Below are 24,374 nucleotides of genomic sequence, written 5' to 3'. Positions count from 1 at the left end.
CCTCAATCCTCCTCGAGAGGTGTCGATCCATGGACGATCTGAACGCGCTCAAAGATCGTGTCTGCCACGAGGTGGACGGCCTGCGCGACGACCTCGGGGCGCTCAGCCGGCGGATCTTCGAGCACCCGGAGTTTCAATTCGAGGAGCGCCAGGCGTGCGCGTGGCTGAGCGAGTTCCTGAAGGCGAACGGGTTCGACGTCGAGACGAACGTCGCCGGGATGGAGACCGCGTTCCGCGGACGCGTCCGCGGAACGAAGGAGCGCCCGCACGTGGCCCTGCTCGCCGAGTACGACGCGTTGCGGGGGTTGGGCCACGCCTGCGGGCACAACCTGATCTGCACCGCGAGCGTCGGCGCCGCGGTCGCGCTGCACCGTGCCGCGCCGTCGCTGGCCGGCGTACTCTCGGTGCTGGGGACGCCGGCGGAAGAGGGCGGGGGCGGTAAGGTTATCATGGCGGAGCAGGGCGTCTTCGGCACCATGGACGCGGTGATGATGTTCCACCCGTCGCGGGCGAACTGGTGGGCGCGCGGCGCGCTCGCCTCCCGCCGGCTGACGATCAAGTTCCACGGCAAGTCGTCCCACGCCGCGGCGATGCCGGAGCGCGGGGTAAACGCGCTCAACGCGCTGATGCTGACGTTCCACGCGATTGACTCGCTCCGCCAGCACGTGACGAGCGACGTGCGCATCCACGGGATCATCACCCGGGGCGGCGACGCGCCGAACGTCGTGCCCGAGTTCGCCGAGGCGCGGTTCAGCGTGCGCGCGGCCACGCGGGCGGCGATGGAAGAGGTGCTGGTGAAGGTGAAGCGGTGCGCCGAGGGCGCGGCGATCGCGACCGGCGCCTCGGTCGAGATGGACACGGGCGTCACGTACGCGGAGCGCAACAACAACCCGGCGCTCGTCCGGTTCTTCGGCGAGAACCTGGCGCGCCTCGGCGTGCCGGGCGAGGAACCGCCGAGGATGGGCGGCGTCGGGTCGTCCGACATCGGCAACGTCAGCATGATCTGCCCGACGATCCACCCGTACCTCGCGATCGGGGACGGCGACCTCGCCGGGCACACGCCCGAGTTCCGCGAGGCGGCGGGCTCGGAGCGCGGCCGCCAGGCGATGATGAACGCGGCGAAGGGCCTCGCCATGACGACGCTCGACGTCATGTACCGGCCGGGGGCCGCGGACGAGGCGTGGAAGGCGTTCAAGGCCGATGTCGCCGCCGCAAACTGAGGAGCGCGGAACGTACGGAGGGGCACGCCGGGCGATCCCGGTGTGCCCCTCCGCGTTCGTCAGACGGACGGTCTGGGCTACGCTCTCGCGCGAGGAGCCGGCATCGGCGGCCGCCGCCTGTGCCAGTCGGTTGCCTGTTGGAACGCGCGTCCGAGATCGATCACGGTCGCGTCGTCGAACGGCCGGCCCACGAGCTGGACCGCCGCCGGCAGATCGCTCGCGCTGAACCCGCACGGGACGGACAGGCCGGGCAGGCCCGCGAGGTTCCCCGCGGCGGTGAGGGCTGCGTTTCCCTTGGCCGGCGGAAACGCCGACCCGCGCCTCGTCGCGCGCTTGCCTGCGCGCGCCGGGCGCCACTCCGGGTCGATCGGCTCGTCGATGCGCGGGGACGGGGCCGGGCGGGACGGCGCAAGGATGACGTCCACCTCGCCGAACAAGCGCGCGAACCCCTCCTGCAGCAGCCGCCGGACCCGCATCGCGTTGAGGTAGTCGCGGGCCGACACCTCGAGCCCCGCGACCAGGCCGATCGCCTGCCGCCGATCCGCGAGCTCCCACACACGCCCGCTTTCCACGAGATCCTGGAACACCGTCGACCCCTCGGCGCGGATGATGATCCGCGCCACCGAGTCGATCGGCAGCGGTGGGAGCTCGACCTGCCGGAGCTTGACGCCGAGGCCGCGGAACGCCCGCAGCGCGTCGTTCAGCGCCGCGCGGAGCGACGGCTGGGCGGTCTCTTCGAAATCCACCGGTGCGTATCCGACCCGCAGTTCCGATGGTTTTCGCGGCCGGCGGTTCATACGGAACCCCCGGCCGGCCGTTCCGGGATCGCGCGGGTCGGCGCCGGCGATCGCCTCCAGCACCAAGCCGCAGTCTTCGGCGCTGCGGCACATTGGGCCGAGCTTGTCCATCGTCCACGACAGCGCCATCGCGCCGTACCGGCTCACGAGACCGTAGGACGGCCGCAGCCCGGTGACGTTGCACCCGGACGACGGCGAGAGGATCGAGCCGGAGGTCTCGGATCCAATCCCGAACGGCACCATGCCGCCGCCGACCGCCGCGCCCGTTCCGCTCGACGAGCCGCCCGTCCAGTGGTCGCGGTTCCACGGGTTTCGAGCCGGACCGGTGAGGGACGCGGACGGATACCGGTACCCGCCGCCGCCCGCCAGCTCGATCATCGCGAGCTTGGCCGCGAGCACCGCGCCGGCCTCGCGCAGCGACACGATGACGGCCGCGTCGTAGTCGAACACCTGACGGGCGTAGGGTTTGGCGCCCCACGTCGTCGGCACGCCGCGCAGCGTCACGAGATCCTTCGCGCCGTACGGGATGCCCGTGAGGGGTCCGGCGCCGCGCCCGCGTCGCAGCAGGCGGTCGGCGTTGCGGGCCTCCCCGAGCGCGTGCTCCGGCAATACCCGGGCCACGGCGTTGTACCGCCGACCGACCGTGGACAGGCGATCCAGCGCAAGCCGCGTCAGCTCGACTGACGAAATGCGGCGCCGCCGCAGCGCCGCGTGCAGCTCGCCGATCGTGGCGAAGAGGGGGTCGTTCACGGCAGCGTCCTGAACAGCGAGGCCGGCTCGACCGCCATCGGGATCGGCGTGTTGCGGACGACCCGGCCGGACAGGGTCTGCAGCCGGATCACCTCGCGCAGTTCGGCGTGCCGCGTGCGCGTGGCCCGCCGTGCGGCGCGGCGGGTGCGCGACGTCGTGGCCTTCGATCGGGACGTGCGTCTTCGCGTTGTCATGGCACATCACTACCACGCGGCAACCGGGTTGTCCTGGGGCGCCCATGCGGTCCATTTCGGCAGCGCCGCCGTCGCGCAGGGCGCACGCGCGCGGTCGTTGAAGCGATCGGCGGTGGGCGCCTCGACCGCGGTCCGCGCTCGAGACGGTACCGAGGCGCGGCAGAAGATCACACGGGTGGAGCGACCGGCAGCGGTCAGGAGGAGAACCGACGTGTCCGACGTCGATCAGATCACGCGGCAGGTGGAACTCAAACGCGACACGTTCGTCGCTCTCGCGGACGAGATTTGGCGTCTCGCCGAGCTTCGGTTCAACGAACACAAGTCCGCGGCCGCACACGTCGCCGCGCTCGAGGAGGAAGGGTTCCGCGTCACGCGCAACGTCGCGGGGATCGAGACCGCGTTCGTCGCCGAATCCGGGAGCGGCGGTCCCGTGATCGGATTTCTCGGCGAATACGACGCGCTCGCGGGCTTGAGCCAGGACGCAGGCGTCGCGGAACCGCGCACCGCCACCCCGGGCGGGATCGGGCACGGCTGCGGCCACAACCTGCTCGGGGCGGGCGCGGCGCTCGCCGCGGTGGCGCTCCGCAACCATCTCATGGCCACCGGGATCAAAGGGACGGTACGGTTCTACGGCTGCCCGGGAGAGGAAGGCGGCTCCGGCAAGGCGTTCATGGCCCGCGCCGGTGCGTTCGACGACCTCGACGTCGCACTCTCCTGGCATCCGGGCAGCTTCGCCGCGGTGATGTCGCGCGGCTCGCTCGCGAACATCCAGGTCTACTATCGATTCCGGGGCCGCGCCGCCCACGCCGCCGGCGCGCCGCACCTCGGCCGGAGCGCGCTCGACGCGGTGGAGTTGATGAACATCGGCGTGAACTTTCTGCGCGAACACATGCCGTCGAGTGCCCGGGTGCACTACTCGATTACCGACGCGGGCGGCATCTCGCCCAACGTGGTGCAGCCGAAGGCCGAGGTGCTGTACCTGATCCGCGCCCCCGAAGTGGCCCAGGCGCAGACCCTGTTTGCCCGCGTGCGGAAGATCGCGGAGGGCGCGGCGCTGATGACCGAGACGGAGCTGGAGGTCGAGGTCGACAAGGCGTGCTCCAACCTCGTGCCCAACACCGTGCTCGAGCGCGCCATGGACGAGAACTTGACGCGCATGGGCGGCGTCGCATTCGACGCGCAGGACGCGGCGTTCGCCGAGCGGATCAGGCAGACGTTGACGCCGGACGACATCGGGTCCAGCATCGAGACGCACGGCACGCCGGCGGCCCAGGCCCACGGGCTGTACGGGTTACCGGTGCCGCTCGAAGGCCCACCGCGTCTGCTCAGCGGGTCCACCGACGTGGGGGACGTGAGCTGGATCGTGCCCACCGCGCAGATGTGGGGCGCCTGTTACGCGGTCGGGACGCCGTTTCACTCCTGGCAGATGGTCGCGCAGGGCGCGTCGCCCGCGGCACACAAGGGCATGGTGCACGCGGCCAAGGTGATGGCCGCCACCGGACTGGACGCGGTCCGCGACCAGGAGCTGCGGTTACGTGCGAAGGCCGAGCTTGCGGAACGCACGGGGGGCCAGGGCTACCGGTGTCCGATCCCGGACGATGTCGTGCCCGCGCCGCTCCGCCGCGCCCGTACAACCTAGAAAGTTCCGGAACCCCGCAGGGCACCCTCGGTCGCCCGGCTGTCGGACCCGGTGCCCATGCGGTCACCGGTGTAACGGTCGCGTCTCTGCGGGGAGGGACCCCCGCCGGCGCGACGAACCGTCTGCACGCGCTACCCGCACCGGCGGGTCTGCTCGGTCGTCTTCTCGTACGCATCGGGAGGTGTGGAGATGTCTGACGAGCGGCGCGACAGGTCCGAACGTCTGCCCCGGCGGGAACTCTTGCGCCGTGCGGCGATCCTGGCGGCCGCCGTCCCCGGGGCCGGCGCGGCGTTCGCGGCCGCACCGCCGTCGGCGTCGCTCGCGGCCGGCGCAGCGCCCCGCCGCGGCGGGACCCTGACCGTGGGGCTGGACTCGGACGCGACGACGCTCGACCCCGGATACAGCACCGCCGAAGTCGATCGTCAGATCTACTACGGTTTTTTCGACGGGCTGGTGGACGTTGATGCGCAATTGCGCATCGTCCCGAAGCTCGCCGTAAGCTGGAAACCCCTGAACGACACGACCTGGGAGGTCAAGCTCCGGCCGGGCGTCCGATTCCACGACGGAACCGTGTTCGACGCCCAGGGCGCGAAGGCGAACTTCGATCGCATCCTCGACCCCAAGGCGGGGTCCCCGCGCCGCGGGGAGATCCCCTACGTGGAGGCTGCGGAAGCCGTGGACGCCGCGACGCTGCGGCTGCACCTCACGGGTGCGTTTGCGCCGCTGCCGTACTCGCTGTCGGGGTTTTCCGGGTTGATGATCTCGCGGGCGGCGATCGACAAGTACGGGAAGGACCTCGCGAGCAACCCGATCGGCACCGGTCCGTTCTCGTTCGTGCGCTGGCTCAAAGGCGACCACATCGACGGCAAGGCGTTTGCGGACTACTGGCAGAAGGGCCGTCCCTACGTGGACGCCATCCGCTACGAGGGGATCCCCGATCCCGAGGTCAAGGCGAACGCGGTTCGGAGCGGCACGATCGACGCCACGGAGAACCTGCTCGCGAAGGACACCGGAGCGCTCCAACATGACTCGGGGCTGCAGATGTATGCGCGGCCGGGGTTGTCCGTCGCCTCGCTGCGTCTCCAGCTCGCAAAGCCGCCGTTCAACAACCGCGCGCTGCGCGAGGCCATCGGGTGGGCGGTGGATCGCGGGGCGATCAACCGGATCGTCTACTACGGGATCGGCGCGCCGGCCAGATCGTTCCTGCCGCCGACCGCGCTCGGCTACGATCCGGCGTTCAACCCGTTTCCGCAGCGCGACCTGGTGAAGGCCAAGGCGAAACTCGCCGAGGGCGGGCAGCCGCACGGGTTCGCCGTGCAGGTCCAGATCCTGAACAACCCGGAGATCATCCAGCTCGCGCAGGCGATCAAGCAGCAACTGGCCGATGTCGGGATCGATGCGCAACTCGTGACGCTCGACAACGGGACGCTGCTCGGCCGGCTGGTGGCCGCGGATTTCGCCGCGTCGATCATCACGTACTTCGGGACCCTCGATCCGTTCCAGGGGTTCAGCCGGTTCTTTCTCAGCACGAGCAAGCTCAACGTGTACGGGTACAAGAGCCCGGAGTTCGACGGGCTGCTGGCCAAGGCCGCCGCGACGGCGGACGCCAAGGCGCGCGCGGCGCTGTACTCCCGCATGGACCGGCTCGTGGGGACGGACCTGCCGTGGGTGTTCCTGCGGTACCCCGACTACACGGAGGCGCTGCGCACCCGCGTGCAGGGGTACACGTATATCCCGGACGGCGGGATGCGCTTCACCGACGCGTGGTTGACGTCGTAGCACGGTGACCCGCCGCCGGCCCCGAACGCGATGATCGTGTATGTCGTCCGCCGTCTTTTGGCGACGGTCCCGGTGGTCGTGCTCGTGACGGTCATGGTGTTTCTGCTGCTGCACATCACGCCAGGCGACCCGGTCGTGATCATGCTCGGCGAGGAAGCGTCCCCCGACACCGTGGCCGCGCTCCGCCACGCCCTCGGCCTCGACCAGCCGTTGCCGGCCCAGTACGGGACGTGGCTGTGGCACGCGGCGCACGGGGATCTCGGGGCGTCGCTGCGGACGCACGATCCCGTCGGCGCGCTCGTGCTCGCGCGCTATCCGACCACGCTCGAGTTGTCGGCCCTGGCCATGATCCTGTCGCTGTGCATCGCCATCCCGGCGGGCGTGCTCAGCGCGGTGCGCCGCAACTCCTGGCTCGACGTGCTCGTGACGCCGCTGGCGATCTCCGGGATCTCGATGCCGAGCTTCTGGCTCGGCATCCTGCTGATCTGGTTCTTCTCGGTGCTGCTGCCGTGGTTTCCGACGGTGGGGTTCGTGCCGCTCGGCGTCAGCCTCGCCGGCAACCTCCACACGATGGTGCTGCCGGTCGTGACGCTCGGCGCCGCCCTCGCCGCGATCGTGATGCGGATCACGCGCGCGAGCCTGCTGCACGTCCTGCAGCTCGACTACGTGCGCACCGCCCGCGCGAAGGGGGTGCGCGAGCGCGGGGTCGTGCTGCGCCACGCCCTGCGCACGGCGCTGATTCCCGTGGTGACCGTGCTCGGGCTGCAGACGGGGAGCTTGCTCGGCGGTGCCGTGATCGTCGAGACGATCTTCGCGCTGCCCGGGGTCGGGCGCCTGATCGTGGACGCGATCTTTGCGCGTGACTTTCCCGTCGTGCAGGGGGCGGTGCTCGTGCTGGCGCTTTCGTTCATCCTCGTGAACCTCGGGGTCGATCTCGTCTACGCGCGGCTGGACCCGCGGATCCGCTACCAATGACTCGCGCGCGCGGACGTGCACCTGGCGATCCGGCGGCCGCGGCGGTGGGGGCCGCACCGCGCGACGTCGGGCGCGGCCGCGCGTGGCGCCGCTTTTGGCGCTCGCGCCTGGCCGTGCCGTGCGCGGTCGTGGTCGCGCTCGCGATCGCGGCCGCCCTCGGCGCCCCGTACATCGCCCCCGGCAACCCCGTGCGCGGCGACCTGTCCGACGCGCTGCTGCCACCCTCGCCGGCCCACTGGTTCGGCACCGACGATCTCGGCCGAGACGAGGTGGCGCGCCTCATCTACGGCGCGCGTGTCTCGCTCGTGGCCGGGATGATCTCCGTCGGTATCGCCGCGGCGGTGGGGGTACCGCTCGGGCTCGCGGCGGGGTTCGCCGGCGGGCTTCCCGACGAGGCGATCATGCGGGCGGTGGACGCGATCTTGGCGTTTCCCGCGCTCGTGCTTGCGCTCGCGATCAGCGCCGCGCTGGGGCCGGGGCTCGTCAGCTCGATGCTGGCGATCGGATTCGTGACGATCCCCGCGTTCGCCCGTCTGACGCGCGGGCAGGTCCTCGCCATCCGCCACCTCGACTTCGTCGAGAGCGCCCGCGCGGTGGGCGCCGGCGCTCTCCGGCTTCTCGTCGGCCACGTGCTCCCCAACGCGCTCTCCCCGCTGGTCGTGCAGGCGAGTCTCAGCGTCGCGTTCGCGATCCTGACCGAGGCCGGGTTGAGTTTCCTCGGCCTCGGGGTCCAGCCGCCCATCCCGAGTTGGGGCTCGATGCTGCTCACCGGCAAGAACTACCTGACGACGGCGCCCTGGCTCTCGCTGGTGCCCGGCGCCGCGATCTTCCTCACGGTCGTCAGCTTCAACCTTCTCGGCGACGCGCTCGACGACGCCCTCGACCCACGCCGGACCGCAGGCAGCGAGCGCTCGACCTAGCGTGCGTCGCGCCGCCGGGACCAGGACCCGCCGCGTCTCGGACGAACTTGTAGTGGAAGTACTGTGACGTCCCACGGTCGTGGCGGGACGCCCGGGGAGGTTCGAGGATGCGGGAGCGCACGAAACCGAGCGGTCGGGCAGGGTGGATCGGTGCCGCGGCGGCCGCCGCGGTCATCTTGGTCATCGCCGGGGCAGGCGCTGTGGCCGCGCCGGTGACGGGCGGGACCCTGACGATCGGGCTCGAGGCGGATCCGACGATGCTCGACCCGCACGCGTCTGCGGCCGCGGCGACGTATCTGCTCGGTAGCCTGAATGTCTTCGAGAGCCTCCTGTACCAGAGTCCCGACGGCAAGCTCAATCCGTGGCTCGCGACGAGCTACCGCATCTCACCGGACGGCAAGACGTTCACGTTCGTCCTGCGGCAGGACGTGCGCTTTTCGGACGGCACGCCGTTCAACGCGGACGCGGTGAAGTGGAACTTCGACCGGATCGTGAACCCCAACTTCAGGGCCGGCGGAGCGCTGTCGAGTTTGGTCGGGTACACGGGCTCGACCGTCGTGGACGATCACACGGTGCAGGTGCACTTCAAGGACCCCTACGCGCCGTTCTTGTCGTACGTCGCCGGCGGCACGCTCGCCATCCTGTCGCCCAAGGCCACGGCCGCGCAGACGCCGCAGCAGACGCAGCGGGGTCCTGTGGGCAGCGGTCCCTTCACGGTGACCGAGTACGTGACGAACGATCACCTGACGTTCGTCAAGAACGCCGCGTTCACCCGTCGTCTGCCGTGGAGCGACCATCAGGGAGCGCCGTACCTCGACCGGATCGTCTGGAAGATCGTGCCGGAGGCCGAGACCCGCGCGATCACGCTGTCGTCCGGCGAGACCCAGATGATCTACGTCCTCGGGTACGGCACGTCCGGCTCGATTCTCACGCAGCTGCGGAAGGACACGCGGCTCGTCGAGGACACGCGCCCGTTCCCCGGGTCGGCCTACCTGTGGTTGATCAACGTCCGCCGCCCGCCGACCGACGACGTGCGGGTGCGTCAGGCGCTTCTGTATGGCATCAACCGGCGGGCGATCATCGCCTCGGTGTACCGGGGTCTCGGGTCGCCGGCGTGCGGCATGGTGAGCCACGTGATGCTGCAGGACCCTGGTGCCTGCGCGTACTATCCGTACGACCCGCGCAAGGCGGGCGCGCTCCTCGACGAGGCGGGGTGGAAGATGGGTCCCAACCACGTCCGCCTGAAGGACGGCAAGCCGCTCCAGATCGTGATCAACTCCCTGAATCTCGGCGGCGGCGACCTGCCCGACATCGAGCCGGTGCAGGCCCAGCTGCTGGAGCTCGGGTTCGACGCGAAGATCAAGAGCCAGGCGTTCGGACCGCGTACGGACGATAACTTCAAGTGCGCGGACAACTTGGGGACGATCTTCCTGCGGGCGAACGATCCCGACACGCTATACGCTCTATTCTCCACGGCGAACATCGGCACCAACTTCAACTGGTCGTGCTACTCGAACGCGGACGTGGACCGGTTGCTCGCGGAAGGGCGCAGCACGTTGGATCCGGCAAAGCGGCAGGCGGTCTACGTCCGCTTGGACCACATGCTGCTCGACCAGGCCGTGGCGATGCCGATGATGGACGAACTGTCGGTGTGGGTTCGCCGTTCGACCGTCCAGGGCGTGAAGTACAACTACTCGACGTTTCCCGCGTTCAGCGACGCGTACGTGACGAAGTAGCCCCATTAGTAGCCCCACCGACAGGCCCCTGCCGCCCGGGCCGATCCGGCCGCACGCCGCCCGGGCTCACGCATCGGCGCTCCCCCAACCGCGCGTCCGACGAAGAGAAGCGCCAGCAGCGCCGCGCCCAGATCACCGATCCCGCCGACCGCATGCCGAGTCCCGCGAGCAGCGGAGACATCCCGAGGATCGTCTGAAGGGAGACGCTGGTGATCAGCATCTGACCGTTCCATGCTGTCGGACGGGGTTATGCGGATCTCCAAACCGGCCAGATTGACAAGGCGCGATGGGTGCGATAACATATCATCGAACTCTGATGTATCATATGGCTACGGTATCAGGGAGACGCGGCGCGTGTCAATGCCGAACAACGGTGATACGGAAGCGATCGTGGACCCGCGGGCTCTCGCGCTCGCTCAGGCGCTCGCAGATCCGCTTCGGTTGATGATCCTCCACGCGTTGATGGGGGGGCCGGCGGCGGTGTCGGAGATCGTGTCGGCGACGGGCGAGGCGCAGCCGAAAGTGTCCAACCACCTAGCGTTGCTGCGGCAGCGCGGGCTGGTGCGGGCGACCCGCGCGGGCCGGCAGATCGTCTACGAGCTGCGCGACGCTTCGGTCGGCCAGCTCGTCGAATCGCTCTCTGCCGTTGCCGGGGCGTCGCGGCCGGCCACCCGAAGATCTGCGCCGATCGTCAACGCGCGGACGTGCTATGACCATCTGGCGGGCCGGCTCGGCGTGGCGGTCTTCGACGCGCTCGTCACGCGGCGGGCGATCGTCCCGCCAGATCCGTCCGGTGGGCCGGTCGAGCTGGGGCCGGCGGGCGCGGAGACGTTCGGTGCGCTCGGCGTGGATCCGCTGGCGCTGCGGCGGGAGCGGCGTCAGTTCGCGACGGCATGTCTCGATTGGACCGAACGGCGCCCCCACCTGGGCGGCGCACTCGGCGCAGCCCTGTGGGCGAAGTTGCTGGAGCGCGGGTGGGTGGTGCGCCGACCCGGCACGCGCGCCGTGATCCTCACGGAGACCGGCCGGCGGGCGCTGCACCGGACCCTGGGCATGAGGGCGGCTGCGGGGTAAGCGAATGACCCCGGTCCGTCTGGGCACGACGCTCCTGGTTCCCTTTCGCGTTGGCGCACTGATGCCGGACCTGTGCGTCGCCGGGGACCCCGAGGTGCTCCGCCCGGTCCTCCCCGAAGGAACGCCGCAGGAGCGTCTCGGCGCGCTGTGCGGTGCCGTCGCGGAGCGCATCGCCGCGGGCGGGGTTGGCGTCGCGTACGTCGGTGACTGCGTGCTCACGCTCGGCGTGCTCGCCGGGCTCGAGCGGCGCGGCGTTGCGCCGCGCGTGATCTGGCTGGACGCCCACGGAGACTTCCACACGTGGGAGACGACCCGGTCCGGGCATCTCGTCGGCATGCCGCTCGCGATGGCCGTGGGGCGGGGCGAGCAGACGATCGTACGTGCGGCCGGATTGACGCCGGTCGCCGAGGAACGCGTCCTGCTGGTGGACGCGCGCGATCTCGACCCCGGCGAGGACGACGCGGTCGCCGCGTCGCGCATGCGCCGCGTCACCGTGGATCAGCTTCGGCGAGCGCCGGTTCCGGACGGACCGCTCTACGTGCACCTGGACATCGACGTCGTGAACCCGGTGGAGATCCCCGCGGTTAACTATCCCGCGCCGGGCGGGCCCTCCGCAGAGCAGGTGCGCGACGCGTTGGCGCACGTCGCGGAGACGGGACGCGTCGCGGCGCTCAGCGTGACGTTGTGGGAACCGCGTCTGCCTGGCGCGAGTCAGTCGGCCGCGGCGGTGGCGCGCCTCGTCGAACCGTTCCTGGCTACGTCTCCTCCTTCGCCCGACGCTCGTCGAGCACCGCCTTGAGGATCCGGAACGCGTCGGTGGCGACCGGGAACCCGGCATAGAGCGCGACCTGCTTGCACATCGCGATGAGCGCCGCGGAGGTGACGCCGATGTTCAGGGCGCCGCGGAGGTGACTCTCGAGCCCGCGCTCCCGCCCCAGCGCGGTGAGGACCGCGCAGGTGATCAGGCTCCGGGTGCGCAGGTCGATCGTCGGGTCGCCGTAGACGCCGCCGTACGCACTCTCGAGGATGAACTCCGCGTACTCAGGGTCGAGCGCTCGGAAGACCGCGATCCTGCTCTCCCGGTCGGGCCACAGCGTCTTTCGGATCGCGATGCCGCGCTCACGCAGCTCGCGGTTCGTCACAGCCCCCCTTGACCGCTTCGCCGTCGCCGGCGCGGCGCGCGTCTAGCCGAACAGTCGCTGCTTGCGGAGAAGCGCCCGCAGGGTCGTCAGTTTCCCGATGTGATAGCCGCGGTGGACGCAGTTGAAGACGAGCATCTCGCCCACATTCGAGTAGTTCTGCCCCTCCACCGGCTTGCTGTAGTCGGCCGTCGCCGCGAGGTGGAGCAGGGCCGCCTGCGTGCCGTCGAGTGCTTTCCGGACGTCCGCAAGCGGCGGATAGGAGGCCCGGCCGCCGCTGCCCATCTTGAACAGATCCCCGTACGCGTCCGGGACCACGGACGTGCCGCCGGCCCGCTTGATGACGGCGGCGTCCACGAGCACCGTGTGCCCGAGTTGCCACGTGGCGCCCGTCAATTGTCCGGCGAGGACCTGCCCGGCCTCCTCGTCCGTCAGGTCGCCGACGCACCGTTGCAGGCGATCATATGTGGATTCGAGCCCTCTCCGTACTATTGATGCGGCATCCATGCGCTGACCGTCCTTCCCGGCGCCCCGCGACACACGGGCGCGCCTGCGTAGGTTCCGCGCCTGTGGTTCGCTGGGGATTGGCTCCGGACCCTGCCGGGCCCGGGCTCGGCGTCGCACCGTTCGCGGTGTTCCACCGTGTCACTCTTTTCACGGAGTGGGGCAGTATCCCGGAGGGATGGGGTTGCGGGGGATCGCGGGGTTGGTCGCGCTGGGGCTGCTGGCGGGCGCAGGAGTCGGGCCCGCCGCACCGGTGCCCCGCGCGCACGCGAGCGCCGTTTCCCAGGGGGTCGTGCGGACCGGCGGCCCGCTTCCCGCGGCCATAACCGCGGTCGTCGTCGTTCCGGTGGTGCCCGAGACGCCCGTCCCCGTGGTCGCGCCGCGTCCGCCGCACGGGCCGGACCCCGCGGTATTTCAGCTGGTCACGATGACCCGCGCCAACGGCACGTACCACTCCGTCACGGCCGGCACGGCGTTTTTCGTAGACTCCGACGGGAACGCGCTTACGAACAGTCACGTCGTGTACGCGGCGTATAAGGATCCGGCCCACTACCAACTGCTCGCGATCATCGGAGACGAGTTCTACAGCGCGGCGACGGTGTGCGCGAGCGTGCTGGCCGACGCGCCGGTCAACCGGCCCGTCCCCGTGCCGCTCGGCCGGGACGTGGCGCAGATTCGAGTCATCCCGTCCGTGTTCGAGTTCGACCGGATTCGGGATCCCCGCGCGGGCGTCATCTACCTGGCACACCGCTCGACGTTACCGCGATTCGCGTCGCTCACGCTGGGCAGCGCGCCCTCGGTGGGGGAGGCGGTGCGGGTCGTCGGCTACGGGGAAACCGAGAGCCCCACGGTCGCCGACGAGCAGTGGACGGCCACCGGCGCGGTGAGCAGCCTGGCCACAGCGGAAGACGGTACGCCCATCTTCGAAATCGTGTCGGAGAATCGCCCTCGGCCTGGCAACAGCGGCTCGCCGGTGCTGGACGATCAAGGTCACGTGGTCGGCATCTACACGTGGAACGTCGCCGAGAGCGCCACGGTCGGGGCGGCGATCGCGAGCGCGGCGCTCGCCCCCGCCTGTCCGTAGACGATCCGGCCGGCCCGCGCTACTGGACCTGTGCTCTGGCCGCCACCGCCCAGGTGTCCTCGACACGCCCGCGGCGTGTCGCGACGAGCCGTTCCGCGAGGTTGACCGTCGGACAGACATGGGTGGGAACGAGATGGACCAGGTCGCCGACCCGCAGCCGGCGCGCCTCCTCCGTGAGCTGCACGCGCCCGTGCTCCTCCCAGAGCTGGTCGACCTGGCAGTCCGGATAGTCCCGGAGGACGCCGTAGCTCCGGCCCCGGCTGCTGAACGGACCCGTCTCCGCGGTGAGCACCTTTGACCCCGCGTCGAGAATGGCCACGTCGCGGGACGGTCGGCTGATCACGCGCGCAAGTACCGTGAGCGCGCACTCCTCCGGTTTCGCCGAGCCCCACAGCACCTGTGTGGCATCGTTGAACACATAGGTCCCGGGCCGGATCTCCGTGATGCCCGCAACACGCGCCGCCGCGCGTCCTGTCGGGGTGGAGCCCACGCTGACCTCGTCCACCGGGATGCCGGTGGCGCGGAGCCGCTCGGCTTCCCGGACCATGATCTCGCCCTCTTCCCGGCCCGCCGCGTCCAGGTCGGGGCGGTACCCGCGGTACGTGAAGACGCCCGCGATGCGGAGGCCGCGGAGGTGCGCGACCTGGTTGGCCAGCGCGAGCAGCGGTTCCCCGGGCGCGGTGCCGCATCGCCCCAGGCCCGAGTCCACTTCCAACATCACGTCCAGCGTAACCCCGGCGTTTGCGGCGGCGCGCGCGAGCGGTTCGGCGCCGTCGACCGAGTCGACGCCCACGCGAACCCTGATCTCGCGGGCGAGGGCGAGCAGCCGGGGCAGCTTCGGTCCGCCGATGACCTCGTAGGCGAGGAAGATGTCCGCGATGCCGGCGCGGGCCATGACCTCGGCCTCGCCGATCTTCGCCAGCGACAACCCGGTCGCCCCGGCCGCCAGTTGGCGCTTCGCGATCTCCACGCACTTGTGCGTTTTGCCGTGGGGACGAAGCCGTACCCCCGCGTCCCTGGCGTACGCCGCCCACCGTGCGATGTTGCCCTCCATCCGATCCAGATCCACGATCAGCGCCGGGGTATCCAGCGTCTCGATCGCCTGCGCGGGTGCGATCACAGCCGACATCAGCGTGCCTCTCCGTTCCGGCCGTGGCGGGCGGCCAGCCACACGGTTTTGGTCGGCGCGGGGGTGCGCCGCCGCTGCGGGACCTCCGCCGGATAGCCGGCGTAGAGCATGCCGATGATGCGTTGGTCCGGTGCGAGCCCGAGAAACTCCCTCAGCGGGGCATACTCGCGAAGGCCGCCCGAGCGGAAGTAGGTGCCCACGCCGTCGCTCCACGCCGCCAGCATGACCGCGTAGGCGGCGCTGTACGTGGCCCACACGTCTTCCTCGCCGAGCTCCGGGTCGTCGGACGGCCGGCAGGCGAAGAGGATGATCGCCGGCGTGTCGGCCGCGGACGCGTAACTCTTGTCGAGTGCCGGCTGCGCCTCCGGGGCCTCGGGGTTCGGCAGGCGCGAGCGCTGGAACTCGCGCCGAAACTCCGCGAACCGGCGCTTCGCGTCGTCCTCCAGCACGTAGAACGTCCACGGCTCCGTGACGCGGTGGTTGGCCACCCACACCGCGGCGTCGAGCCACTTCTCGATCAGGGCGCGCGGGACCGGCTCCGGCTTCATGCGCGTGATGCTGCGCCGGTTCCGGATGACGCGCAGGACGGCCTCGCTGGCGCCGTGGTCTGTCGACACAGGGTCCTCCCGTGGGCGGGCGGTCGCGTTCCGTGTACGGTGCGATGTTGCTAGGCGGTGGTCGGCTGCACCCGCATGTGGTTGAGATGCTGCTTGACGATCGGTTCGAGCTCTTCCCACTCGATGGCCGTCTGGCGCCCGGCATCGAACTCGTGCAGCATCCAGTCGTGGATCTCCTGGAGGCCGGGGTCGTCCTTCGCGGGCTCGATGCCCATGTGCTGTTTGATCAGGAAGATCAGGCCGGCCACGCCGGAGTCCTTGGTCAGGGACACCTCGAGCGGCCGTCCGAGGAGGGTGGGCACGTCGAACGGCGCGTACATCCACCAGAACTTGTTCAACCCGTCGGCGTGGATGCCCGCGCGCGTGCGGTGGGCGTCGCGGCCGTAGAGCGGGTACTTGGCCGGCAGCGGCTCGCCCATCTCCACGTACAGCGTCGCGAGGCCGTTGAGCGCGGTGAAGTCGGGCCGCGCCTTCGGGAAATAGCCCATGCCGATCAGGTGCAGCAGGACCTGCTCGAGCGGCGCGTTGCCGGTGCGCTCGCCCTTGCCGAGGCAGGTGCCGTTGATCGCCCCGCAGCCCTCGCGGACCGCGCTCAGGCAGTTCGCGACCACAAGACCGGTGTCGTTGTGGGGGTGGAACTCGAGGTCCTCCGGGTGGAGCCCGATCTTGCGAAGCTCCCGGAAGATCTGCGGCACGCTGCGCGGGAGCGCGACGTCGTCGTACGGCAACCCGAGCCCCATCGTGTCGCAGACGCGAAACTTCGGCCGCCGGGCCGGCCCGTACGGGGCCGCCGTGTCCATGACCGTCTCGATGAACGCGAGCATGAAGTCCATCGAGGCCCGCGTCGCGTCCTCGAGGTGCAGCCTCGGACGGATTCCCGCATCCAGCGTGATCTTGACGGCATCGAGGTACGTGTGGGCGGCCTGGACGCGGCCGCCGGGCTTGAATTTGTGGAACGTGTGATAGTCGGAGGCGGACGCCAGCATGCCCGTCTCGCGCACGCCGAGCGTCTTGATCAGCTCAACGTCCTTCACCGACGCGCGGATCCACGTCGTGGGTTCGATGGGGGCGCCGCTCCGGTACCGCTCAAGTGCGCCTTGCAGCGCCGCGCGGTCGGACCCGCGGTAAACGAAGAACTCGGCCTGGCGAATCGCGCCCGAGTTTCCCGTGAACTGGCACAGCAGATCGTAGATCCGAAGCCCTTGGTCCGTCGTCAGCGGGAGTCCGCCCTGCTGGCCGTCGCGGTGCGTCGTCTCGGTCGTCCAGGCCTCCGCGGGCAGCGTCGCCGGCCGTTGCGTCCACAGATACTGCGGGAAGTCGTCCCGCGGGTAGCTCTCGAGGAAATAATCCGGCGCCTGCGGATCGGTGATCTTCGCCACGACACCCTCCTCGTCGCCGGCCGGTGTATCCGGCCGCACTCCCCGCGCGAGCGGCCTGCCAACCGCGCCGCGTCACATCTGTAGTATAGCGCCGGGCCCCCGCCGCCGCCAGGTGCGCCGATCAGTCCGCCGCCATTGCGTCGCCACCCGGCTGCGGGCGCCGCACGCCGCGCAGCACCAGCGAGAGCGGGAGGCACGCGAAGAGCACGATCGCGATGATGGCGAACACATAGTCGTATGCGACGACCTGGGACTGCTGGCTGATCAGGGCCTGGAGCGCCGCGAGCGCCCGCCAGTGCGCGGTGGTGGGATCGCTTCCCCGCGCCACGAACCCGGCCTGGAATGTCTGCCACCAGCGCATGAAGGTCGGGTTGTACGGCGAGGCGTACCGGACGAGCGCGGCGCTGGCGGTCTGAATCTTGTGGTCCAGTAGCGTGACCACGATCGCGGTCCCGAAGCTGCCACCGAGTTGCCGGACCAGGTTGTAGAGGCCGGCGGCGCTCTGCATCTGCGCCCGTGGGATTGCCGAGAGCGTCGCCGTGGACAGGGGCACGAACATGAACGCAAACCCGATGCCCTGCAGGACCTGCGGGACGAGGATCTGCAGCTCCGGCGTCGACAGGTTGAACCGGGCCATGAGCAGGCCGGACGCGCCGCTCAGCACCAGCGCGAACGGCAACATCAAGGCCGCGCCGAGGCGATTATAGAGGAGGCCGGCGATCGGCATCATGAAGACCATGGTGAGAGAGCGCGGCATCAGCGTGAGCCCCGCGCGGGTCGCGCTGTAGCCCAGCAGGTTCTGTAAGAACAACGGGAGCAGCAACAGGCTGCCGAACAGCGCGAGCCCCAGGATGCCGATGATCATCGACCCGGAGGCGAACGACACGTTCCGCAGAATGCGCAGGTTGACCGCGGGATCGGGCACCCGGAGCTCCCACGCGATAAACGCCGCAAGGGCGAGCGCGGCGACCACGGCGAGGACGACGATGAACGAGCTCTGGAACCACCCGTCCGTCTCGCCCTCCTCGAGCATGATCTGCAGCGCCGCGAGCCCGACCGACATGAGCGCGATCCCGATCCCGTCGATCTTCCGGAGCCCTCGCGCCCGCATGTACGGGGGATCTACGACGAACAGGTAGCCCATGATCAGCCCGAGGATGCCGATCGGGAGGTTCACGAAGAAGATCCACGGCCACGAGAGGTTGTCCGTCAGCCAGCCGCCGAGCGTGGGCCCGACCGCCGGTCCGAGCAGCACGATCATGCCGTACAGCCCCATCGCCTGTGCCTGTTGGGACCCCGGGAACGTCTCCCGCATGATCGCCTGCGCCGTCGGCTGCAGCGCGCCCCCGCCGAGCCCCTGCAGCACCCGAAACGCGATCAGCTGGCCGAGGTTCCGTGACAGCCCGCAGAGCACCGACGCGATCGTGAAGATGGCTACCGCGAGCAGGTACATGTTCCGGCGGCCGAGGACTGAGGCGACCCAGGCGGTGAGCGGCATGATGATCACGAGCGAGATCAGGTAGGACGTGATGACCCACGTGACCTCCTGCGTCGTGACCCCGTACGTGGACTGAATGTGCGCGAGCGCGACGTTGACGACGCTCGTGTCGATTGCGCCCATCATCGACCCGAACAGCACCGAGGCCGTGACCAGCCAGCGGTTCGCGCCGGCCGGCTGGTCACGGCCGCCGATAGTCGAGACGAGTGTTGCGCTCACGGGTCCGGCGTTGTCGTCTGATCGACGTGGCGCGTGTCGATCGTCACCTCTGCCGACAGGCCGATAGGCAGCTGCCGCCCGGCCGGAAACTCCGAGGGGTCCAGCGCGATCCACACGGGCACGAGCTGGACGACCTTGACGAAGTTGCCGGTCGCGTTGTCGGGCGGGAGGAGTGCCGTGGTCGATCCGGTGGTCGCGGTGATGCTGACCACGTGCCCGTGGAACACCTTGCCGCGGTAGGTGTCCACCGTAACCCTGACAGGGTTGCCGGGGCGTACGTTGCCGAGCTGGGTCTCCTTGACGTTCGCCACCACCCACAGACGGTGGTCGATGGTCACGGCCAGCAGTGGCTGGTTCGTCTGCACGACCGAGCCGATCTGCACCGTGCGGTTCGTCACCCAGCCGTCGGCGGGCGCCCGGATGCGCGTCCGGTCGAGGTTGACCTGCGCCGTCCTGACCTGTTCGGCCGCCTGCGCCGCCTGCGCCTGCGCGACGGCGAGCTGCTCCGCGCGCTGTCGGACGAGCGCGTCGCCCGCCTGGGCCTGTTGGACGTTCGCCTGGGCCTGGGTGATCTGCCCCCGGTTGATCGCGATCGTGTTCTGCGTGACCGTGACCTGCTGGCGGTTCGCCTGAGCCGATGCGAGGCTTGCCCGCGCCTGGCGGAGGCTGTCCTCCGCGGCCCGCATCTGCGCCAGCGCGGTCTCGTACGCGGCCGTGTCACTGTCCACCTGTTGCTGCGCGATCGCCCCCTGCGTCAGGAGCTGGCGATCGCGGTTGAGCGTCTTGCTGGCCGTGTCATAGTTGGCTCTGGACGACTGCACGTTGGCCTGGGCGGTCGTGACGCCCGCCTGCGCCTGCTCGACCTGTGCGGCGGTCGTCTGCTCGACCATCTGCAGTTGCGCGATCGACTGCGGCAGGCTCGGCACGGTGGCGGCGAGCGCACCGCGCGCCGACGACACGCCGGTGGTGTACTGCTGTTCCTGAGCCGTCAGCGCGGCCTGGGCGGCGTTGACCTGGGCCTCGTCGGCCGCGAGGTTCGCGCGCGCCTGATTGAGCGCCAGCCGATAGTCGGTGGGATCGAGCTCCACCAGCACCGTGCCGGTCTTCACATACTCGTTGTCCGACACGTCAATCTTGACTACCGTGCCCGCGACCTGCGAGCTCACGGGAGCGACGTCCCCCGAGGTCTGCGCGTTGTCCGTCCTGACGAGGCCGATGTTGTTCCGCCAGTAGACGACCGCCGCCACCACGATCAACAGCACCACCCCGGCGGCGATCGGCAGTGCCAGACCGCGCGCGCTGCTGCGGGGGGACGGCTCCGCCCGCGGGGGCGCCTGGCGCCCGTTGCCGTCTCGGGGTTGGGATCCGGCCTGAACCCGCACGGCGTCGCCGGACGACGTCGATTGCATGCCGGGACCGGTGGCCTCCCCCGCCTCCGTGCCGGTTCGGGTAGGTGCGTCGCTCATGATTTCTCCCTCGCGTGACCGCGTGCGTCTGGGTCGTCGTCCGACTGGTGCTCCGCCAGCTCGCGAAGCAACTGCTCATGCCGCGTGCTCAACCTGGCGAGGCTCTGCTCCACTTCCTCATGGAGCTTGGCGAGCCGAGCCATGCGTTCGTTGATGATGCGCACCCGGGTCTGGGCCAGGCTGGTCGCCTGTTGGACGAGCCCCAGGCGCGTCGCCGGATCCGTTGCCTGCTCGTAGGCCTGGCGCAGCTCGGCGCGCGCCGCGTCCGCCTGCAGCGTCTCTTTGATCTCCGCCAACGAAAAGCCGAGCAGCGTCTGCAACTCCTTGATCCGGAGCAGTTGCGCGATCTCGGTGTCGGTGAACAATCGGAACCCGCCGGCCGTGCGCCCGGATGGAGAGAGGAGACCCATCTCCTCGTAGTACCGGATTGCGCGGGGCGTCAGGCCGGTGCGCCGGACGATTTCCTCCATGCGGTAACTTGCAGGAGCGTCTGCCACCGCCTCCGGCCGTTCGACTCCGTTGGTGCCCGGCGGGCTAGATGCTTCCTCTATGCCGCTCATGTGGACGTTCCTTTCTCTCGCTACGAGATCTGTACGAGCTTCCCTTAACGTGGGACAAACAATCGGATCATAACACACTTTTCCGTGAGCGTCACATTTCGGCGCGCTTGTTGCCGAGGTGAGGGGACCGCCTTCCAATGGGCTCCAACACCATCTATTACGTAAACGGTAGTTATCGCTGCGGGCGTCCCGGAATGGGAAGGTCAACTATTGCATCGAACCTTCCGCTCATTGTCCGCGTTCTTCCCGGCCAGCTTGATCACGCTCGTCGTGGGACTTCTCTAGAGTTTCTGTTGCTAATCAAGAAACACGGCCGGCCGCCCGACAAAACCCAGTTGGGAGGCGGAACAAGCAAGCGTGTGGTCGATTCCGGGTATCCCGACCGTCATCACGTTCAGGCTGGCAGCCGGTCCACACCGACGACAGCCTCCGCCCACAGGCGGACGCTCTCGTACATACGGGACAACTTCGGAAGGATGCTGGTCTTGCGATTGGCCGGCCGAGTGACACGCTCGACCATTCTGCTGTCAACGTGGCGATCGCGCAGGCGGCTCGTCGACACGGACAGTCGCACACGCAGACCGAAGTGGCGCGCTGCCACGTCATCTGCGATCGGCCGAACGGCGCGAAGGTGTACGCCGAGCAGCCACTCGTCAAGAGCCGCAGTTGCCGGCGCGGCGGACGAGCAGGTGCGGGCCGAGTCATTCTCGGTGCGACCGCCCTCGAAGCCGGCGATTCGGACGGTGTATGCCGGCATCTGTAGTACGTCGACGACTGTGCGCGGTCGGGTTCGGCGATGATGCCGAAACTCGTCAAGGCGTTGTGGCAGTCGCGGGAGGAGGCGTTCCAGGGCGCGCCGCGCGGTCGGACGGTACGACGTGGAAGTGGTTGTCTTGCGAATCTCGAGACTCGTGACGCCGGTGCGCTCGACGCACAGGGTGGCGCTGGCAGGTCGACCCGAACACGGGTTCGCATCGGCGCGGGATGCAGGTTGCAGGCGTGTGCCCCTCGGGTATAGAATCGTCGGTACCGCTCCGCGGTATCATCGAGCCCACCACTTGGGGGGACCGAGCGTGCGACCGACTTGGAGAGGCTACATCAGCTTCGGCCTGGTGACGATTCCGGTCAAGCTCTACACTGCCACGGAGCAAAAAGACGTCCGCTTCCGTTTGCTGCACACCGAGTGTCACACGCCGATCAAGAATCAGCGGTTTTGCCCCCACTGCGACCGCACCATTGAGTGGGCCGATGTCGTCCGGGGCTACGAGGTCAGCAAGAATCGCTTCGTGGTCGTGACGGATGAAGAGATCGAGAAGATCCCGATGGACACGACGGGGAACGTCAACATCGCCGGCTTCGTCGAGCTGCAGGAGATCGATCCGATCTACTATGAACGCTCGTACTACGTGGTGCCGGACGAAGGAGGAGCCAAGGCGTTTCTGCTCCTCGGAGAGGCGCTGCGCGAGGTCAACCGTGTGGCCGTGGGCAAGGTCGTGATCCGGGAGAAGGAACAGTTAGTCTCGCTGCGCCCCTACGACGGCGCGCTCGTGATGAGCACGCTGTACTATGCGGACGAGGTCCGCGCCCTGTCGGGTCTGGACGAACTGCCGGTTGAGGCGAAGGTGCACCCCAACGAGCGGAAGATGGCGGTGCAGCTCGTCGAGAACCTCGCGATGGAGTTTCAGGTCGAAGAGTTCCGCGACGAGTACCGAGACGCTCTCCTCGCGATGATCGAGGCGAAGGGCAAGGGCGAAGAGGTCGCCTCACCCAAGGAGGCGGCGGCCCCGGGCAAGGTCGTGGACCTGATGGAGGCGCTCAAGCGGAGCGTCGAGATGGCGCAGGATCGCAGGCGGCCATCCGGAGCGTCCAAGGCGGGGCGCCCCGCCGCGCCGCAGCGGCGCGCCGCCGGCGGCATGCACGAGCGACCGCGCTGACGAACCAGAGGACCGGCGGCCCCGCGGGGCCGCCGGTCCTCTCACCAGTCGACGTTACGGTGTGGCGCTACTTCCACGTGGCGTAGATGGCCGCCCACTTTTCGTTCGGGGTCACCGTGACGCCCTGGAGGTGGCTGCTCGTCACCATGTAGAAGTCCTGGCTCCACAGGAAGATCCACGGAGCGTCCTTCCAGATCATCTGCTGCGCGTCCTTGTAGATCGCCTGGCGCTTCGCCGCGTCCGTCACGGTCTGCCCATCCAAGAGCAGCTTGTCCACCTGCGGGTCCTTATAGAACGTCGGCGCCAGCCCTCCGGGCGGCCACTGTCCGGAGTAGAACTGCCCGTACAGCTCGCCGTCGGCGTCGAGGTACTGTGTCGCCCAGCCCAGGATGAACATCTGCAGCGGGGTCTGGGCGAGCGGCGTCAGCATCAGGTGCACGTAGGTCGGCCAGTCGGACGTGCTGACGTTGGCGTGGATGCCCACATTCGATAGCTGTGCGGCGACGGCCTGGGCGAACTGATAGTCCTGAATGTACCGTCCGGTCGGCGTGCGGAAGTCGACCGTGAACCCCTGCGGGAAGCCCGCCTCCGAGAGCAGCTTCTTCGCCTCAACGGGGTTGAACGGCCAGCCGCCCGGCTGCAGACGCGTGTAGCCAAAGAGCGCCGGCGTCGTGGGGGACTCCAGCACGTGGCCGAGCCCGAACAGGACGCTGTGGATGATCGCGTCCTTGTTGATCGCGAAGTTCATCGCCTGCCGGACCCGGGGATCCTTGAACGCGCCCCACTGGTTGTTGAGCCCGATGAACACGTCGCGGTCGCTCGGACCGGACACGACCACGAGCGACGTGTCTTTCCGGAGCGCGGGGATGTCGGGCGCCGGCGGCTCAAACGCCATCTGCACGTCTCCTGCGCGCAGCATCGTCTCGCGCGTCCCGGCGTTCGGCACGACCCGGAAGATCACCGTGTCGAAGTACGGCTTCCTCCCCCAGTAGTTGGGGTTCTTGATGAGCGTGATGTGATCGCCGTGGACCCACTCCTTGAAGACGTACGGTCCCGAACCGGCGTCGGACGGGCCGAGCGGGAGCTTGTCGTTGCCGAGCTTCTTCACGGCGGTCGGCGACAGCATCTCGCCGGGCCCGGCGGCGAGCCGTCCGAGCAGCGTGGGGCTCGTCTTCTTGAGGTGCAGCACCACCGTGGACGGGTCGGGCGTGTCGATGCGGGTTGCGTCGATGTCGGTGAAGTAGTACCGGTTGGGATTGCGCACCGCCGGATCGAGCAACCGCTGGATGTTGAACTTCACCGCGTCGGCGTTGAAGTCGGTCCCGTCCTGGAACTTCACGCCCTGGCGCAGCTTGAACGTGTACGTCAGGCCGTCGGGGCTGACCGTCCACGATGTGGCGAGCTGGGGCGTGAGCTTCGTGTACTGCGGTTGTCCCGTCTGCACGCCCGAGCGCTCGTCGTTCGGCCAGAGCAGCGAGTCGAACATGTAGTCTACGATGTTCGAGATCGTGGTCGTGGTCTGACCGGCAGGGTCGAGCGTGTCGGCATCGATGCCGATGGCAACCGTCAGTGTGGTCGGCGCCGCGGCATGGCCGCCGCGAGGAACGGTGAAGAGCGTCAGGGCGACGACGCAGGCGATCAGCAACGCAACGGTAGGGCGTAAGGCCCATCGGTTCATGCGGCTTCCCCCTCCTTACGACTCGTGTTCCGCGGCGGGTCGTTTTTGGTGATTTCCTCGCACCCCGCTGCGCGAGGATTCTT

At 69.2% G+C, this 24,374-nt stretch carries 20 protein-coding genes; 10 read left to right on the top strand and 10 right to left on the bottom strand.

The genetic code is table 11. The annotated features are described in order from the left end of the window. Window positions 1-29 precede the first annotated feature (29 nt). Window positions 30-1,220 carry a M20 family metallopeptidase gene (locus tag VKZ50_10650; GenBank protein HLJ60179.1) on the top strand — a complete coding sequence of 397 codons (1,191 nt, stop codon included), beginning with the start codon at window positions 30-32 and terminating at the stop codon, window positions 1,218-1,220. 77 nt (window positions 1,221-1,297) lie between these two features. Here the strand turns inward: VKZ50_10650 and VKZ50_10645 are convergent, their stop codons facing one another. Beyond that, window positions 1,298-2,767 (bottom strand): amidase, encoded by a 1,470-nt coding sequence (locus VKZ50_10645; GenBank protein ID HLJ60178.1) that lies wholly within the window; start codon window positions 2,765-2,767, stop codon window positions 1,298-1,300. Here VKZ50_10645 and VKZ50_10640 point away from each other — a divergent pair. The 7 genes from VKZ50_10640 to VKZ50_10610 all read left to right on the top strand — a co-directional run bounded on the left by VKZ50_10640 (window position 2,729) and on the right by VKZ50_10610 (window position 11,883). Then, window positions 2,729-4,600, top strand: coding sequence for an amidohydrolase (locus tag VKZ50_10640; GenBank protein HLJ60177.1), 1,872 nt, complete (start codon window positions 2,729-2,731; stop codon window positions 4,598-4,600). The genes VKZ50_10645 and VKZ50_10640 overlap by 39 nt on opposite strands. A 189-nt stretch (window positions 4,601-4,789) precedes the next feature. Then, window positions 4,790-6,379, top strand: a complete 1,590-nt coding sequence (locus VKZ50_10635) for an ABC transporter substrate-binding protein (GenBank protein ID HLJ60176.1) — start codon at window positions 4,790-4,792, stop codon at window positions 6,377-6,379. A gap of 30 nt (window positions 6,380-6,409) precedes the next feature. Beyond that, window positions 6,410-7,354 carry a nickel ABC transporter permease gene (gene nikB / locus VKZ50_10630; protein HLJ60175.1) on the top strand — a complete coding sequence of 315 codons (945 nt, stop codon included), beginning with the start codon at window positions 6,410-6,412 and terminating at the stop codon, window positions 7,352-7,354. Beyond that, on the top strand, window positions 7,351-8,274 hold the full coding sequence (locus tag VKZ50_10625) for an ABC transporter permease (GenBank protein HLJ60174.1): 924 nt from the start codon (window positions 7,351-7,353) through the stop codon (window positions 8,272-8,274). The genes nikB and VKZ50_10625 overlap by 4 nt, the downstream gene beginning before the upstream one ends. 107 nt (window positions 8,275-8,381) lie before the next feature. Further along, complete coding sequence (locus VKZ50_10620) at window positions 8,382-10,010, top strand: ABC transporter substrate-binding protein (protein ID HLJ60173.1); 1,629 nt, start codon at window positions 8,382-8,384, stop codon at window positions 10,008-10,010. Between the two features lie 360 nt (window positions 10,011-10,370). Next, window positions 10,371-11,084 carry a metalloregulator ArsR/SmtB family transcription factor gene (locus VKZ50_10615; protein HLJ60172.1) on the top strand — a complete coding sequence of 238 codons (714 nt, stop codon included), beginning with the start codon at window positions 10,371-10,373 and terminating at the stop codon, window positions 11,082-11,084. A gap of 4 nt (window positions 11,085-11,088) precedes the next feature. Continuing rightward, entirely contained in the window at window positions 11,089-11,883 is a 795-nt protein-coding gene (locus VKZ50_10610) for an arginase family protein (protein HLJ60171.1), read from the top strand. Here the strand turns inward: VKZ50_10610 and VKZ50_10605 are convergent. Both VKZ50_10605 and VKZ50_10600 read right to left on the bottom strand, forming a co-directional pair. Next, entirely contained in the window at window positions 11,840-12,226 is a 387-nt protein-coding gene (locus tag VKZ50_10605; protein ID HLJ60170.1) for a carboxymuconolactone decarboxylase family protein, read from the bottom strand. The genes VKZ50_10610 and VKZ50_10605 overlap by 44 nt on opposite strands. Before the next feature lie 42 nt (window positions 12,227-12,268). Beyond that, the gene (locus VKZ50_10600) at window positions 12,269-12,730 is read right to left on the bottom strand and encodes a DinB family protein (GenBank protein ID HLJ60169.1); all 462 of its coding nucleotides are present in this window, start codon (window positions 12,728-12,730) and stop codon (window positions 12,269-12,271) included. 181 nt (window positions 12,731-12,911) lie between these two features. Between VKZ50_10600 and VKZ50_10595 the strand changes: the two genes are divergently transcribed. After that, window positions 12,912-13,811 (top strand): serine protease, encoded by a 900-nt coding sequence (locus VKZ50_10595; GenBank protein ID HLJ60168.1) that lies wholly within the window; start codon window positions 12,912-12,914, stop codon window positions 13,809-13,811. A 19-nt stretch (window positions 13,812-13,830) separates the two neighbouring features. On the opposite strand, the gene VKZ50_10590 is transcribed toward VKZ50_10595, so the two are convergent. The 6 genes from VKZ50_10590 to VKZ50_10565 all read right to left on the bottom strand — a co-directional run bounded on the left by VKZ50_10590 (window position 13,831) and on the right by VKZ50_10565 (window position 20,679). Then, window positions 13,831-14,940 (bottom strand): alanine racemase, encoded by a 1,110-nt coding sequence (locus tag VKZ50_10590; protein ID HLJ60167.1) that lies wholly within the window; start codon window positions 14,938-14,940, stop codon window positions 13,831-13,833. Next, the gene (locus VKZ50_10585; GenBank protein ID HLJ60166.1) at window positions 14,940-15,557 is read right to left on the bottom strand and encodes a nitroreductase; all 618 of its coding nucleotides are present in this window, start codon (window positions 15,555-15,557) and stop codon (window positions 14,940-14,942) included. Before VKZ50_10585 ends, VKZ50_10590 begins: the two co-directional genes overlap by 1 nt. Before the next feature lie 50 nt (window positions 15,558-15,607). Beyond that, window positions 15,608-16,936: a pyruvate carboxyltransferase gene (locus VKZ50_10580; GenBank protein HLJ60165.1), complete on the bottom strand. Its 1,329-nt coding sequence runs from the start codon at window positions 16,934-16,936 to the stop codon at window positions 15,608-15,610. A 121-nt stretch (window positions 16,937-17,057) separates the two neighbouring features. Continuing rightward, on the bottom strand, window positions 17,058-18,653 hold the full coding sequence (locus VKZ50_10575; protein ID HLJ60164.1) for a DHA2 family efflux MFS transporter permease subunit: 1,596 nt from the start codon (window positions 18,651-18,653) through the stop codon (window positions 17,058-17,060). Then, window positions 18,650-20,119 (bottom strand): HlyD family secretion protein, encoded by a 1,470-nt coding sequence (locus tag VKZ50_10570; protein HLJ60163.1) that lies wholly within the window; start codon window positions 20,117-20,119, stop codon window positions 18,650-18,652. Before VKZ50_10570 ends, VKZ50_10575 begins: the two co-directional genes overlap by 4 nt. Then, window positions 20,116-20,679, bottom strand: coding sequence for a MerR family transcriptional regulator (locus tag VKZ50_10565; GenBank protein HLJ60162.1), 564 nt, complete (start codon window positions 20,677-20,679; stop codon window positions 20,116-20,118). Before VKZ50_10565 ends, VKZ50_10570 begins: the two co-directional genes overlap by 4 nt. A gap of 1,073 nt (window positions 20,680-21,752) precedes the next feature. Here VKZ50_10565 and VKZ50_10560 point away from each other — a divergent pair. Next, entirely contained in the window at window positions 21,753-22,613 is an 861-nt protein-coding gene (locus tag VKZ50_10560) for a Ku protein (protein ID HLJ60161.1), read from the top strand. Window positions 22,614-22,680: 67 nt separating this feature from the next. Here VKZ50_10560 and VKZ50_10555 read toward each other — a convergent pair whose 3' ends face one another. Further along, complete coding sequence (locus tag VKZ50_10555; protein ID HLJ60160.1) at window positions 22,681-24,291, bottom strand: ABC transporter substrate-binding protein; 1,611 nt, start codon at window positions 24,289-24,291, stop codon at window positions 22,681-22,683. Window positions 24,292-24,374: the final 83 nt, after the last annotated feature.

Source organism: bacterium (genome assembly GCA_035295165.1).
Classification (GTDB): Bacteria; Sysuimicrobiota; Sysuimicrobiia; order Sysuimicrobiales; family Segetimicrobiaceae; genus JAJPIA01.
This window is presented reverse-complemented; position numbering and strand designations above follow the sequence as displayed.